Origin of the sequence: Paenibacillus sp. ICGEB2008 (assembly GCF_000307675.1) — a bacterium.
GTDB lineage: Bacteria > Bacillota > Bacilli > Paenibacillales > Paenibacillaceae > Paenibacillus > Paenibacillus polymyxa.
In genome coordinates this window covers 49,679-63,756 of record NZ_AMQU01000005.1, presented here as the reverse complement: position 1 = coordinate 63,756, position 14,078 = coordinate 49,679, and the positions used below count along the sequence as shown (strand labels likewise).

Below are 14,078 nucleotides of genomic sequence, written 5' to 3'. Positions count from 1 at the left end.
TAATTTATATGCACAAGCGTTCCTTTACCTATTTGCTTGGCACGCAGACGATGTCCAATGCGGCCGACATTCTTTACATTATGGCACTTGTGTCTCTGGTTTTTCATGAAACGGACTCGATCTTCTCTTCGGTGCTCGTTCCGTTGCTGCGAATGGGTGCACAGATGATCAGCGGCTTTTTGGCACCGCTCATTTTGGCCCGGTTCCAGCTTCCATTTATTTTATTCGTTTCCCAGTTCGGACAACTGGCCTTCTTCGCTGTACTGCTGGGCCACTTGTGGTCAGCGGGCACGGAGCCCGTATGGGTGATTGTGTTTGCGTTGGTGACAGCCATGTCCTTTCTGGACGGCTGGACTACACCTGCGCGCAATGCGCTGATTCCCCGCCTTGCTTCCGGGGAAGGGCTCATGCGGGCAAACAGTCTGGTATCGGTCAGCGATCAGACGGTGCAATTAGCGGGGTGGGGGCTTAGTGGGGTGCTCGTAGCTATGCTGGGCTCGGAAAAAACATTGCTGGTGGCTGGCGGTCTGTATATGATAGCGCTGATCTTCACCAGCTTGATTCGAGATCCCCTAGAACGCAAAGCCCATTATTTGCTTCAGCCTGGAACAAGGGTGCAAAATGGAGATGTCTCAGCTTATGAGGCTGTAACCGAGCCGGGACAAGGGCACCATGACTTGCCTCCCGCACAGTTGGAAGATAAGCTGTATGGTCCGGAATCAGAGAGTCCGTCGGTGCCTCCTAAACGTAAAAAGGAAATACTGCGAGAAGGTTGGAGTCTCATCGGAGCCAGTCGCAGACTGAAGGCTCTTATTTTTATGGATATGATTGACCTGCTGGGGGGATCGGTTTGGGTAGGCGCGTTCACGCTTGCCTTCGCTCAGCAGGTCTTGCACAAGAGCGAGGCATGGTGGGGATACATCAATGCCGCGTATTTTGCAGGGGCGATTGGTGGCGGCATCGTAGTTCTTGCCTGCGTCAAGCTGTTGCAGCGCAGACTGCTGCCCGCCATGCTGGCAGGAATGGCAGGCTATGGACTGCTGACAGCTTGGTATGCACTGAACACATTACCGCCACTAACGCTGCTTATCGTGCTGTTGATGGGGCTACCTGCGGAAATGTCGGTCGTCTCCCGCCGCACGATGATGCAAATGAGTGTGTCGATACATGATTTGCCTAAGGTGCTGTCCGCCCAGGCTACGCTGACAAGCCTGACGTTTTGTATTTCGCTGCTTTTAATGGGCTGGATTGCAGATCATCTGGGTATCGTTAATTTGTACTTGTTTTCAGCAGTCTTGACGCTGATTGCTGTCATATACGGTATTTTTAGTCGTCGTGCCTTATCTATGTCTTTATCAGCTGAAGTAGCTGCTTCTTCCAAATAAACAGAAAAAGCCCGTCTCCGGGCAATACAGGGGAACATGCGGATAACGGTCTTGGGACCAGGTGTATCAGCGTGTTTCCCTGATATGTGGAGACGGGCTTTTTATCACACACGGTATTCTATTATTTATCCGAAGGCGGATTTGAACTCAAATCACATTCTTTTAATGGAACGATTTTAGTACGTTTAATCCATTTGTAGCCAAGCCACAGCAGAAGGAACAGCGGCACACTCATATACGTAGCGATCATCGTTTTCCAGTCAATCTCCTGTCCGGTGAAGGCATCCGTCCCTTGCCCGATAATGACAATGATACATAGAGCAAAGGCGAACAACGGTCCAAACGGGAACCAGCGGGCTTTGTATGGAAGCTCACTCAGACTGTGACCCTGTGCAGTAAAGGCACGGCGGAAACGATAGTGGCTGACTGCAATCCCAACCCACGTAATAAATCCGCACATTCCTGAGGCATTGAGCAGCCAGTTATAGACTACACCGTCTCCATACAGGGAGGCGAGAAAAGCCAGCATACCAACAGCAGTCGTAATCAGAAGTGCATTCATAGGAATGCCGCGTCGATTGATACGCCCAAGGAAACGGGGGGCTTTACCTTCCCGCGCCAAAGCGTACAGTACCCGAGTCGCTGCATACATACCCGAGTTGCCTGCCGACAATACGGAAGTCAAAATAACGGCGTTCATGACTGAGGCAGCAATGGCAAGCCCCGCTTTTTCAAATACGAGCGTGAACGGACTGACTCCGATATCACTGATATCTCCTCGCAACAGATTCGGATTCGTATACGGAATGATCAAACCAATAACGAGAATCGCGAGAATATAAAAGAACAAGATACGCCAGAAGATTTGACGGATGGCACGTGGCACATTGTCACGCGGATTTTCGCTCTCGCCTGCGGCTACCCCAATCAGCTCGGTTCCCTGAAAGGAAAAGCCCGCAGCCATAAATACGCCTAATACAGCGAAGAATCCACCATGGAACGGGGCATCTCCTACCGTGAAGTTGGCAAAGCCTACCGCAGGACCACCCATGATGCCGAAAATCATCAGCACCCCTACGGCCAAAAAGATGATTACAGTCACAATTTTAATCATCGCGAACCAGTATTCGGACTCACCGTAGCCTTTGACTGTCAACGCGTTCAGCAAGAAGATTATGGCCAAGAATAACAGACTCCACCAAGCAGAGTGACTTTCTGGAAACCAGTATTTGATGAGCACGGTCGCTGCTGCCAATTCGGCAGCAATCGTTACTGCCCAGTTGTACCAGAAGTTCCAGCCCATGGCAAAACCAAAAGCCGGATCAACGAAGCGACCCGCATAGGTATTAAAAGAGCCGGATTCAGGCATAAACGTAGCCAACTCACCGAGGCTGGTCATTAAGAAGTAGACCATGAGGCCAACTGCTGCATAAGCCAGCAGGGCACCGCCAGGTCCAGCTTCGGCGACCGCGCCTCCACTGGCGAGGAATAGCCCTGTTCCGATCGAGCCGCCGAGGGCGATCATCGTCATATGGCGGGCTTTGAGACTTTTACGCAAGGTTGCGTCAGGTGTTGCTTTGTGTTGCACGTTCAAACACTCCTTCATGAAATTGTATTTCATGTCAGGGCAAGAGCCAGAAGGAGGGGGAGTATATAAATCAAAAGACCGCAGGGAATACGCCTGCGGTCTTGTCTATGCATTCCGCACCATACCTTCTTCTATAACAAGATAGCTCAACACACGTGTCTGTGTTAGGACATCGCGTGACAGTTCTGCTCCTTTCGGTTAGCAGCCCCAGCATACGGAGTATTTACAAAGAGTCAGCTCCGCATACTTCGGCGGGTGTACCTTTCTACTGGAATCTCAGACGGCTCTTGGCGTCTCCTCCAGTGTACTGATTACATCCGCGACCTCTACCTCATCATAAAACAGGTTGATGAGGTGTATGACATGATATTATTATTGTATAGCGAACTACAGTATATCGTACCTGTACACCTTCTGACAATCGACAATTTTTTGAAAATCCACTTATCGATTCTTAAATCAGGAGTTCCGTTTGGCCATCTGCTGCCAAACCGTACCTGCGGCTTGCTCGCCTGATTCGATGCGCTCCAGCGCCATTTTAGCTTGTAGACTGACCTCGAATTCGGGGTCATCGACGGCCTTCTCCAGCGCATCACGCGCATCCTCGGTTCCAACCTCGTATAGAAAACGGGCTGCACGCCAGCGAACCAGCTTGCTGCTGTCCGATAGGGCTCCGATCATAGCACTGGTAGCGACGGGATCGCCAATGTCCGACAACGTGTCGCCAGCAGTGCGGCGTACTGCCGCTGAAGGATCGCGCAGCGCCTCGAACAGCAGTTCCATCGCCTCCGGTGTACGAATATCGCCCAGATAGACGACTCCCAGCCGCCGCAGCTGCATTTTGTCGTCATGCAGCGCTTGCCGGATCAGCGGCAAATGCTCGGGCGTCGGCTCCAGCCGATCCAGTGCAGCGTAGCGTGTGCGCCAGTCCTCGTGTTGCAGGGCCTGCTTCAGCTCGGCATCGCTCCACTCGCGGCGTTCCTCCACGAATTCGCTGTTGTCCGCGCCGTGGGCAATCGCCTGCTGGATAATTTGTTCCAGCCGATCCTGCGGAAAGGCTGCCTCCAATTCCTGCTCAACCTCGCGAGCAATATCCGGCAGTTCACCGTAGCGGACGCCGTAATCACTCAGCTTACGTTCTTTGATCAGCGTTGCACTCGCTACGCGGGTAACGGCTTGCACGAAACGGTCGGACAAGGAAATTCGTTCCTCCTGCTGACCGGCTTTAACTCGAATTTGCATGGGAAGGCCGCGAAAAAATTGTACAAAAACCTGTGCTTCACCAAACGCTTCCCCAGAGGTTTCCTCTGGTAAATCCCAATTCGCGTCAGCACCTTCCTCGCCTAGCTGATCCCGGACCTGACCCAGAATAGTAGACCAATCGGCATTTCCTTTACGGTCAAGGGCTACAAAATCAGTCGTGTGAAACACGCTTTTGACCCCTTCAATGGCCAGCATACGCCGGATAAATGGGGGAGCCGAACGCTCATTGTCCCGTGTATATGTTCTGCGGATACCCGCTTCCAGCCGCTCATCCAGATGCAGCATCATGGTGTTCGGACTGGGAGTTGGCTCGATAGATGTTATCTTCATAGCTCGGTACAGCCTCCTGTTCAAAAGTTCTCCATATATCATATATAGCTTATCTGTATTGTACCTCATTCTGCGTAGGTCTCCAAAGAGAGAGTTTTCGTTTATAGAGAAAACACAATGACATATATCACATGATTTAGATGAGTATACCTGTTAAATAGGAGTATTTCATAGGTTTTATTCTAGAAATCCGGGGGCGGTGGCGATGGGAAGTACCATCCGATTGCGCAGTGGCGCTATAGGTAACTTTTAAGTTCGGTTTTAGTCTGATGTTGTATTATGCATCCCGCTTCAGTGGATCGTTTTGACGGCGGCGAATGAGCAGGGAGGCGATAAGTCCCACAGACAGAACAGCCGCCAGCAGCATAAATGTAGTCATCTGATTGCCGCCATTCCCCATCAAACGAATGGAAAGCATAGGAGCTATACTCGTACCGGCAAACAGGATGAAGGTATATAGTGAGACCGCTATGGCCCTTGCTGCCCCGCCGAGCTGACCAACTATTGTAATGAGTGAAGGGACACTCAGGGCAATGCCGCTGACAAAACATACACTTAATACCACGATAGCTATTAGAGAATGTGTCATTCCCATCAGCGCCAAGCTAAGGATGGAAAGAAGAAGAGCTGTACGTAATACAAGGTGTACATCGAATTTCAGGGCCAATTTTCCGGCGAAGGGTGAGAGAAGCATGCCGATGATGCCAGCCGACCTGACATATAGCATCTGTCTACTATTCAGGCCAAATTCGGGACTGCCAAGGTAGCTTCCCAAAACCGTATACATGCTCACAAATGACATCAGAAGAACAAAAGCAATCGTGTAGCTTAACCATAAAGGATACGAACGCAGAACGGTCCCCAACTGACCGAAGGCTGCCAAAATACGAACCCCTCGTTGCGGGGAGGGAGCTTTAGGCAGGAAAAAAAGAACGATCAGGAAGGTGATTGCGTACAAAACACCTAGCATCCGAAATACCATATTCCATCCGATTTGTTCGCTGATGATAATACTAAACACCTGTCCGGCAATACCTGCCACTAGAAAACCGGTGCTGATAAAGCCGATGGCCGTTACCCGTTTTTCGGTTGGAAACATGTCTACGGCGTATGCGAGAGCAACGGGGGAAAAGGTGGCTGCCGCCAAGCCCTGAAGCAAGCGCAGTGCAACTAATACAGAGTACTGACTGGTTAAGCTGAGGGATAACGAAAGGATCGTCAATGCGAGCAATCCAGCGACGATAATCTGCTTGCGTCCAAAGCGATCAGACAATCCTCCATAAATAAGACATCCCGCCGCAAAGCCTAAGGAAAAGATACTTCCCGGCAGAGCTGCTTCAGCTAGCGTTTTTCCAAATACTTTAGCAAAGAGAGGGACCAAAGGGATCGTCACATACAGGCTGGACATGACGACAACCGCTGACCAGCATAGGATTACAGTCATCCATGCATAAGGGAGAGCAACATTTTCCTTCTGGATAAGGGTATCTTTTGTTCGTAGTTTACTCATCAATAGAACACTCCTTCATCATCAAATAAGTAATTTGAAATACAAACAATTAAATATATTAGATAACCTAATTATATGTTCAAAAAAAATTACCTGCCCACCCCCAGTTTGTCTTCCATATGATGATGGATTTTTTCTATAATCCGTGAAAAAACGATCTGTTCCTCGGGCTCCAAAATACTCGCTAGGGAAGCACAGGAAGACCAAAATACAGGGAGCACTTGCTGTACAAGGTGAGAACCCGCTTCTGTAATGCGTACATGAATTTTGCGCCGGTCTGTAGAACTATGTTCTCTGATAATCCAGCCTCGTTGCTCTGTCCAATCCAGGAGGGATGTTACAGATGCACGTCGGATGCCTAGACGGTCAGCAATCATAGAGGGGCTCATCTGAGCCTGGGATTGGTGCAATGTCAATAGCAACAATAAATCTAGCTTACTCTCTGTCAGGCCGTAAGCAGCTAGATCCAAATCTACCGCGTCGAGCACATTATCACCTGTCCATAGCAAGAAGAGACCAATACGGGCAAGTCGCCGGTCTGTTTCTGCAAGGGCAGTTTGATCCATTAACTTTAGATAAGGTTCTGGGCCCAGACGAGGAAGAGATTGCTGGATGAAGTCCCGCTTACTTTGTTTTGGCGGCATAAGTTCACTCTTTTCATATAATTAGGTTATCTAACTATTTATCAATATAACGTATTGTCATGAATAAAACAATATCTAGAAAGAAATACTGCTACATTCAATACAGAAGCAGGGTTAAAAATCAGCTGAATGAACCAAACTGTAAATAGGTTACCAAAATGCGCCAAAAGATAAGTGAAGGAGGCGTTCCTATGTTCCGCAAGCAGGAAAGAACGCTCATTATTGTATGTATAGTAATTGCGGCCATTATGCTATATGCCGTAATTAAAAGCATAGCTCGCTTGACTCCCTAGTTGGTAATCATGAGTGAATTCGAAGTTTTCCCTATTAAAAATGTGAAATGAAGGAGTGAAACCCATTTGTCTTCACTGGACCCTGTATTGCTAAGCCGGATGCTGACCGGAATTACCCTGTTTGTTCATATCGTATTTGCATCCATCGGCGTTGGCGTACCCTTAATGATTGCACTTGCAGAATGGCGCGGGCTGCGAACTGGTGATCCGCATTATACACTGCTGGCACGGCGGTGGGCTCGGGGATTTGTCATTACTGTCGCCGTGGGCGTCGTGACAGGCACCTCCATTGGTCTACAGCTCAGTTTGCTGTGGCCTACCTTTATGCGGGTGGCCGGACAAGCGATTGCGCTGCCCCTGTTTTTAGAGACGTTTGCTTTCTTTATCGAAGCAATATTCCTAGGCATCTATTTGTATACCTGGGATCGGTTTAAAAGTAAATATTTTCACTTGATGCTGCTCATCCCGGTAGCGATTGCCTCGTCTGCCTCAGCGGTTTTTATTACGACTGTGAACTCGTTCATGAACCAACCTCAAGGCTTTACACTCAAAAATGGAGTCATGACCAATATTCATCCCATCGAGGCTATGCTAAACCCGGCCACGCCGACCAAAGTGTCCCATGTACTGGCTTCCTCGTATACATTGAGCGCAGGGGTGCTGATGGGGCTGGCTGCTTACAGCATGCTGCGGGGGCGTAATCACCCTTATTTTAAAAAGGCGCTGAAGCTGACGGCCACCTGTACCATTGTATTTGCCATCAGCACAGTGCTGATTGGAGACGCATCTGGCAAATTTCTGGCCAAATATCAGCCGGAGAAGCTGGCTGCCGCCGAATGGCATTTTGATACAATGACGCACGCCCCCTTTGTATATGGCGGCTTTATGGACGAAAACGGTGAAATCAAATATGCCCTGAAAGTGCCTTATGCACTTAGTATCCTGGCAGGTAATTTGCCTAGTACGGAGGTTAAGGGGTTAAATGACTATCCGGTGGAGGAGCGTCCGCCGCTGTCTATTCATTATATGTTTGACCTCAAGATCACCACAGGAGTGCTGATTCTCGTCATCCCACTGCTGTATCTGATCCGTATGCGTTTGCCAGGTCGCAAACCCTACCCCAAATGGCTGCTGCTAGCGCTCATTCTGGTCGGACCGATGGCGATGGTAGCTATTGAGCTGGGCTGGATGTTTGCAGAGGTCGGCAGACAGCCGTGGATTTTACGCGGATATATGAAGGTGTCCGAAGCAGCAACCACTTCTACAAGTGTTGGGTGGATGCTAGTGTTGTTTGTTATTTTGTATCTGGTGTTGTGCTTCTCGGCCATCAAGGTACTCAGCAAGCTATTCCGTAATAAGGATGCCGTGGAAGAGATAAGACAGCTGGGCCTGGAAGGGGCTGAAGGCAAGTGAGCTATGAAATTGTAGGTATCGCTATATTGTGGACCTTCCTGTTTGGATATTTGCTTGTGGCGTCCATTGATTTTGGTGCAGGCTTTTTCAGCTTTTACAGCGTGCTGACAGGCCACCAGAATAAAATCCACAATATCATTCAACGATATCTGTCTCCGGTATGGGAGGTAACGAACGTATTTCTCATCTTTTTTGTGGTGGGATTAAACGGGTTCTTCCCGGATGCGGCTTATTACTATGGTACGGCGTTACTCGTTCCCGGCAGTATTGCGATTGTGCTGCTCGCGATCCGGGGAGTATATTATGCTTACAATACGTATGGGCATTCGGGTAAAAATAATATCGTCTACATGGCATTGTACGGTGCGACTGGGCTGCTGATTCCCGCGGCACTGTCGACGGTCCTCGCTATTTCAGAAGGCGGCATTATTATAGAGAACAGCACAGGTGTTCATCTGCAATGGGGCCAGCTATTAAGCAACCCTTACACGTGGGCAGTTATTATTCTGGCGCTGGTGAGTGTATTGTATATATCGGCGATGTTTTTGTCCTTTTATGCCAAAAGGGCAGGGGACAAGGTCGCTTTTGAAATCGTACGAGGGTACGCGTTACTCTGGAGTGCTCCTACGATTTTGGCGAGTTTGTTCGCATTTTTCCAGATTAACAAACAAAATCCAGACCATTTTGCCAATATGCTTAGTATGGCCTGGATGTTTGTCGCATCCTTCATATGCTTTGTGGGAGCAGTGTATCTGGTCTGGCAGCGGCGGCATTTGGGTATCTCCTTCATCCTGGTGATGCTGCAATTTGCATTTGCCTGGTATGGCTATGGCCGCTCACATCTTCCGTATGTTCTGTATCCCTACATTAATGTATATAACAGCTTTACGAATTCTACGATGGCGTATGCATTGATTACGGCGTTTGTTGCGGGTCTGCTGGTGCTGATTCCTTCGCTGATCCTGATATTGAGATTGTTTCTGTTCGATGCAAAGTATGTACGAGGACAAGCGGGAAAGAAGGGGTGAGTTAGAGTGGTTGCTTTCGAGCATTTTACGATCATGTATGAGTCGCCGATCATTATCGTGGTGGCGATTGTGTTTTTGTTTATTTATTCGGCACGCTTTAAAAATCCACAGGACTGACAATAACATGTGGAGCAGGCCTTCTGATAGATCCGGGAGGTCTGTTTTTGCTGTATTATCGCAGAATTTCCTTTACAGATGTGATTGAATTATACTTTACATAGTTCAGGATGTTGCATCATTTCATGATCACATTTGAGTGACAATATATAGTTAAATTGAACCGTTGTGTTTTTTGGAGAACGGGTCTGTCAGGGAGGGGGCTGCATCATGCCTAAAGTGCGTTTTAACAATATGGATCATGTAAATACCGATAAAACCATCAAGCAATTCAGACAATGGCGGCAGGAGCGACGCAGCAAAATAAAGGATTACACGTTCGTTGTGCCCAACCATCTCCCGGAGCTGGAGTTTTTGCATCATAATCGGGAAATGGCGACGGCGACCTGGGTGGGCCATTCAACCTTTTTCATTCAGTACCTTGGGCTGAATATGGTCACCGATCCGGTGTGGGCAGAGCGTATGGCTTTTGATAAAAGATTGGCTCCGCCCGGCATTCGCATTCAGGATGTGCCACCGCTGGATATCATTCTGCTGTCACATTCGCATTATGATCATTTACATTTGGCATCGTTGCGGAAGTTATATCGTGCAGATACATTGATACTCGTCCCCTCGGGGTTAAAGTCGAAAATGATCCGCAAAGGCTTTCGCAACTGCCATGAGCTGCAATGGTGGGAGCATTTTACGGTAGGTGGAGTGCGGATTACATTTGTTCCGGCACAGCACTGGACACGGCGTACGCCGTTTGATACCAATACTTCACATTGGGGTGGATACGTTCTGCAAAGTGAGCAGCAGGTGATCGGTTCTGCCACGTCTGTTGCAGGGTCAGATGCTCACGCAGAATCAGACTCAGCGGAGGCACCTACGTTGTATTTTGTGGGAGACACCGGATATTTCCGTGGGTTTAAGGAGATTGGCGAGCGCTTTGCTATTGATCTGACCTTTATGCCGATTGGTGCGTATGAACCGGAATGGTTCATGACCTCACAGCATGTGACACCGGAGGAGGCGTTGCAGGGCTTTGTGGATTGCGGCGCAGATCAGATGATCCCGATGCACTATGGAGCCTTTAAGCTGGCGGACGATACGCCGAGAGAGGCGCTGGATCGTCTTGAAGTGGAGCGAGAGCGCTTGGGGATTGCAAAGGAACGCATCCATGTACTGGGGCACGGAGAGACGCTGAAAATTGGGCGCCGTTGCTCAACTAGAATCTGAAGGGTTCAGTAACGTATATAAAATAAGCGACTCGGTGGACAATGAATTTGCCTGCCGAGCCGCTTTTTCTAGTTTTAGGCTACCGTCCAGAATTAAACGGCTTCGATATCACTCGCCAAAGAGGAATCATTGTTCGAGATGGGATGACGAACGATTTTAACCTCATAAAATGTAATTTTGTTTTCAATAATATAGTCTGGAATTTGACGGTGGTTGTGGGATTCGCGGAACGCTTCACTTTTCGTCCAGCCTTGGAAGTTCTCTTTTTCCTGCCAGCGTGTGCTAATCGTTACTTCCTCATAATCCTTCGTGTTTTCCGTCAGCAGCACTTCCAGACCGAGGAAGCCTTCCATTTTTTCAACCTGTCCTTCTTTGTTAAATCTTTCGATGAGCAGGTGGGCATTGCCCGGTGTAATTTTAGATGTATTTGTAACGATAACCATATTAAATTCCTCCTGAATGATGTGGTATGGTCGGTATAATAACCGGATAGCCATCCTCAAATTTGATGGTAGCGTTCATTTCATAAATGTCGCGAAGAAAAGCAGACGTCAAAATCTGACGGGGTTCGCCAGCGACGGCGATTCGTCCCTTTTTAAGCGCAATCATATGATGACAATAGGCCGCAGCTTGCTGCAAATCATGCAGTACCATAACAATCGTCAAGCCGGACTCGTGATTGATACGCCGCAGCATATCCATAACTTCAAATTGATGGGCGATATCCAGAAAAGTGGTTGGTTCATCGAGTAAAAGAATACCCGTTTGTTGGGCCAAGGCCATTGCAATTCGCGCTTTTTGTTGTTCACCTCCCGATAGAGTATGGAACATCCGATCTGCATAGGGCTTGATGCCTGTGATTCCCATGACATGGTCGATAATATGCTGGTCTTGCCTGGTAGGACTTGTCCTCAAACCCTTGGTATGAGGGGATCTTCCGTAAGCGACCAGCTCACGGACTGTTAATAACGGCAGCATGTCCTTCATTTGCGGCAGCATGGTAATCGTCTGGGCAAAATCACGCCGTTTATATTCCTCTACGGGCCTGCCCAGTACGGAAACCTTGCCCTGATCCTGCTTGAGCAGCCGGGTCAAAATCCGCAAAAGCGTAGACTTGCCTGAGCCGTTGGGACCGACAATGGCAGTGAGTTGTCCGGCGGGCAAGGTAATGTTCACATCGTCCAGCTGGAAATATCCGCGTTGTAAGGAAAGATGCTCACCCTGAATGGCTGTCATCCGAAGTTCCCCCGTTTCTTGAGTAGGATTAAGAAGAACGGTGCCCCAATGACGGCCAGCAAAATACCGACAGGCAGTTCAATCGGATCAAACCAAGAGCGTGCCACTGTATCCGCTAGGACAACCAGTGTCCCACCGCCCACAATGGAAAGGGGGAGGAGGAAACGATAATCTTCCCCGATGAGTAGCCTTATAACATGGGGAACGACCAGTCCTACGAACCCGATCAGCCCGGCTACACTGACCGCTGTGCCAGCGAGCAGGGCAGAGAGCAAGATAATGAGCATCCGTTGAAGCTCTACCCGCTGGCCCAGCAACTGTGCTGAATCGTCGCCCAGCAGCAGCAAATTCGCAGGCTTAATCGCAAACAAAGAGGCGATTAAGCCAATGATAGCGTAAGGAGCCATGAACTCCAGATGATGCCAGCTGCGTCCATTTAACCCGCCAGATAGCCAAGGAAGTACAGCCTGTACGCGGTCGCTGTACATGACCATTACTCCGTTGGTGAGCGCGCCCAGCAACGCGTTGATTGCAACACCAGCCAGTACAATTTTGACAGGGGAAGCCCCTCGGTCCCAAGCCAGCAGGTAAATGACGATCGCACTCAGAAAGGCTCCCAAAAAGGCCGTTACCGGAAGAAGGTAACTAAGCTGTGGAAGCATCACCATCGTAAAGACGGCTGCAAGTCCACCTCCAGCCGATACCCCAATAATGCCTGGGTCAGCCAATGGATTTTTCATGACACCTTGAAGAAGTGCTCCTGAAGCTGCGAGACAAGCGCCTACCAGTAAACCCACCAACACTCTGGGTAGTCGGAGATCCATTAGGATCGTGCGATATGTGGATTCATCATGATGTAGCAAAACCTGATTGATTTCTTGAAGTGGAATCGACACCGAACCGTAGGCCAGACCGTACACAGAGACAGCTAGCAGTAAGATCGGAAGGGTAATCCAGGCGATGGTGCGTCTTCTGGTGCGCTGTAGTTTGTTCATCGTCATCGCCTATTTCGCCGGATACAGCTTTTGGTGCATCAAATCCAGCGCTTTAGTGACCCGTGTCCCCGGATTCGTCCCGAACAAATCTGAAGGTAAAACTTCGACCTGATTGTTTTGGACTGCCCGGATTCCGTTCCAAGCTGCATTTTCCTGCATTTCCTTTATAAATGCGGCTTTAACCTCTTCCGTATTACCATGGGTCATGATGAAAATGTAATCAGGGTCAGCTTGTACGATGCGTTCTGTGTTCAACTGCGCATATTGCGGGAAATTTTGCAGGCCCGGAAAATCAGCGGCGATATTGGAGCCACCTGCAACTTCCAAAATATTTCCGCCTAGAGAATTCGGCAGCGCCGCCATGTACGTGGCCGGGGCTCCGTAAACCAGCAACACCTTCGGTTTGGAGGTAGAGGCTGTTTCTTTTTGCAGCTTGACTACCTGTTGGTCAATTTGTTGGTTCAGCTTTACGGCCCCGGCCTGCTTTTGCAGTAATTGTCCGAACAGCGTAATTTGTGACTGGATATCCTGAACTGAATTGGCCCCAGTCAGCAGTAGTTGTGAACCGACTCCTTCAATAGCTGGAATGTCTTTTTCATTCATAGGATAATTGCCTAGCACGACATCCGGTTTGAGCATCGTGATTTTCTCCAGATCCACTTCATGGGTGGAGCCTATTTGCTGAACGTTTTCAGCAGCAGGTACGACGGAAGGTCCATTGGAGTTGGGTCTGCCCACGGCTGTCCCGCCTAATGCGTAAATAATATCCAGATCGACATTGCTGAGCGCAACGATATGTTGAGGGACCTTTTGAAACGCCAACGTCCGTTTTGAAAAGTCAGTAACTTGAATCGTCGCGCCGCTTGTCGTGCTTGAGGCGGTAGATACGGAAGCGCTGGCTGGTTTGTGATCTGCGGAGGTACCATTACTACATCCGGTAACTGCCAATAAAAGCGCTGCGGACGACCACAACACATAAGATTTCATGTTATTCCTCCTGCAATTTTCAAGTTAAACAATAATGATAATCATTTTCATTTATGTATAAGAGAATG

General features: G+C 49.0%; 13 protein-coding genes and 1 riboswitch. Of the genes, 5 read left to right on the top strand and 8 right to left on the bottom strand.

Going from position 1 to position 14,078, the window contains the following annotated elements; all coding sequences use genetic code 11:
• The first annotated feature begins 8 nt into the window (after positions 1 to 8).
• Positions 9 to 1,385 (top strand): MFS transporter, encoded by a 1,377-nt coding sequence (locus tag C400_RS0103320; RefSeq protein ID WP_017425970.1) that lies wholly within the window; start codon positions 9 to 11, stop codon positions 1,383 to 1,385.
• A 121-nt stretch (positions 1,386 to 1,506) separates the two neighbouring features.
• Here C400_RS0103320 and C400_RS0103315 read toward each other — a convergent pair whose 3' ends face one another.
• From C400_RS0103315 to C400_RS0103300, 4 genes are all read right to left on the bottom strand, one after another.
• Entirely contained in the window at positions 1,507 to 2,973 is a 1,467-nt protein-coding gene (locus C400_RS0103315; protein WP_016820306.1) for an amino acid permease, read from the bottom strand.
• A gap of 134 nt (positions 2,974 to 3,107) precedes the next feature.
• Positions 3,108 to 3,310: riboswitch (Lysine riboswitch) on the bottom strand.
• Between the two features lie 122 nt (positions 3,311 to 3,432).
• Complete coding sequence (locus C400_RS0103310; protein WP_016820305.1) at positions 3,433 to 4,566, bottom strand: virulence factor; 1,134 nt, start codon at positions 4,564 to 4,566, stop codon at positions 3,433 to 3,435.
• Between the two features lie 277 nt (positions 4,567 to 4,843).
• A complete protein-coding gene (locus C400_RS0103305; RefSeq protein ID WP_017425969.1) occupies positions 4,844 to 6,076 on the bottom strand; it encodes an MFS transporter in 1,233 nt (410 codons plus the stop codon).
• A gap of 89 nt (positions 6,077 to 6,165) precedes the next feature.
• Positions 6,166 to 6,720 (bottom strand): MarR family winged helix-turn-helix transcriptional regulator, encoded by a 555-nt coding sequence (locus tag C400_RS0103300; protein ID WP_017425968.1) that lies wholly within the window; start codon positions 6,718 to 6,720, stop codon positions 6,166 to 6,168.
• 359 nt (positions 6,721 to 7,079) lie between these two features.
• Here C400_RS0103300 and C400_RS0103290 point away from each other — a divergent pair, with 359 nt between their 5' ends.
• From C400_RS0103290 to C400_RS0103275, 4 genes are all read left to right on the top strand, one after another.
• On the top strand, positions 7,080 to 8,426 hold the full coding sequence (locus C400_RS0103290) for a cytochrome ubiquinol oxidase subunit I (protein ID WP_017425967.1): 1,347 nt from the start codon (positions 7,080 to 7,082) through the stop codon (positions 8,424 to 8,426).
• Positions 8,423 to 9,454 carry a cytochrome d ubiquinol oxidase subunit II gene (locus C400_RS0103285; protein ID WP_017425966.1) on the top strand — a complete coding sequence of 344 codons (1,032 nt, stop codon included), beginning with the start codon at positions 8,423 to 8,425 and terminating at the stop codon, positions 9,452 to 9,454. Before C400_RS0103290 ends, C400_RS0103285 begins: the two co-directional genes overlap by 4 nt.
• A gap of 6 nt (positions 9,455 to 9,460) precedes the next feature.
• A complete protein-coding gene (gene cydS / locus C400_RS28625; RefSeq protein ID WP_014278118.1) occupies positions 9,461 to 9,571 on the top strand; it encodes a cytochrome bd oxidase small subunit CydS in 111 nt (36 codons plus the stop codon).
• Positions 9,572 to 9,781: 210 nt separating this feature from the next.
• On the top strand, positions 9,782 to 10,792 hold the full coding sequence (locus C400_RS0103275) for an MBL fold metallo-hydrolase (RefSeq protein WP_017425965.1): 1,011 nt from the start codon (positions 9,782 to 9,784) through the stop codon (positions 10,790 to 10,792).
• Positions 10,793 to 10,884: 92 nt separating this feature from the next.
• Here the strand turns inward: C400_RS0103275 and isdG are convergent, their stop codons facing one another.
• From isdG to C400_RS0103255, 4 genes are read right to left on the bottom strand one after another with little or no spacing between them, the layout of a single operon-like run.
• Positions 10,885 to 11,235 carry a heme oxygenase gene (gene isdG / locus C400_RS0103270; protein WP_016820299.1) on the bottom strand — a complete coding sequence of 117 codons (351 nt, stop codon included), beginning with the start codon at positions 11,233 to 11,235 and terminating at the stop codon, positions 10,885 to 10,887.
• Between the two features lies 1 nt (position 11,236).
• Positions 11,237 to 12,028: an ABC transporter ATP-binding protein gene (locus C400_RS0103265; RefSeq protein WP_017425964.1), complete on the bottom strand. Its 792-nt coding sequence runs from the start codon at positions 12,026 to 12,028 to the stop codon at positions 11,237 to 11,239.
• On the bottom strand, positions 12,025 to 13,023 hold the full coding sequence (locus C400_RS0103260) for a FecCD family ABC transporter permease (protein ID WP_017425963.1): 999 nt from the start codon (positions 13,021 to 13,023) through the stop codon (positions 12,025 to 12,027). Before C400_RS0103260 ends, C400_RS0103265 begins: the two co-directional genes overlap by 4 nt.
• A 9-nt stretch (positions 13,024 to 13,032) precedes the next feature.
• Entirely contained in the window at positions 13,033 to 14,010 is a 978-nt protein-coding gene (locus tag C400_RS0103255) for an ABC transporter substrate-binding protein (protein ID WP_017425962.1), read from the bottom strand.
• Positions 14,011 to 14,078: the final 68 nt, after the last annotated feature.

Excerpts from the sequence above, each read along its gene's own strand:
- C400_RS0103320 (WP_017425970.1), top strand. The coding sequence starts at position 9 with ATGCACAAGCGTTCCTTTACCTATTTGCTTGGCACGCAGACGATGTCC.
- C400_RS0103310 (WP_016820305.1), bottom strand. The coding sequence starts at position 4,566 with ATGAAGATAACATCTATCGAGCCAACTCCCAGTCCGAACACCATGATG.
- C400_RS0103305 (WP_017425969.1), bottom strand. The coding sequence starts at position 6,076 with ATGAGTAAACTACGAACAAAAGATACCCTTATCCAGAAGGAAAATGTT.
- C400_RS0103300 (WP_017425968.1), bottom strand. The coding sequence starts at position 6,720 with ATGCCGCCAAAACAAAGTAAGCGGGACTTCATCCAGCAATCTCTTCCT.
- C400_RS0103275 (WP_017425965.1), top strand. The coding sequence starts at position 9,782 with ATGCCTAAAGTGCGTTTTAACAATATGGATCATGTAAATACCGATAAA.
- isdG (WP_016820299.1), bottom strand. The coding sequence starts at position 11,235 with ATGGTTATCGTTACAAATACATCTAAAATTACACCGGGCAATGCCCAC.
- C400_RS0103265 (WP_017425964.1), bottom strand. The coding sequence starts at position 12,028 with ATGACAGCCATTCAGGGTGAGCATCTTTCCTTACAACGCGGATATTTC.
- C400_RS0103260 (WP_017425963.1), bottom strand. The coding sequence starts at position 13,023 with ATGAACAAACTACAGCGCACCAGAAGACGCACCATCGCCTGGATTACC.
- C400_RS0103255 (WP_017425962.1), bottom strand. The coding sequence starts at position 14,010 with ATGAAATCTTATGTGTTGTGGTCGTCCGCAGCGCTTTTATTGGCAGTT.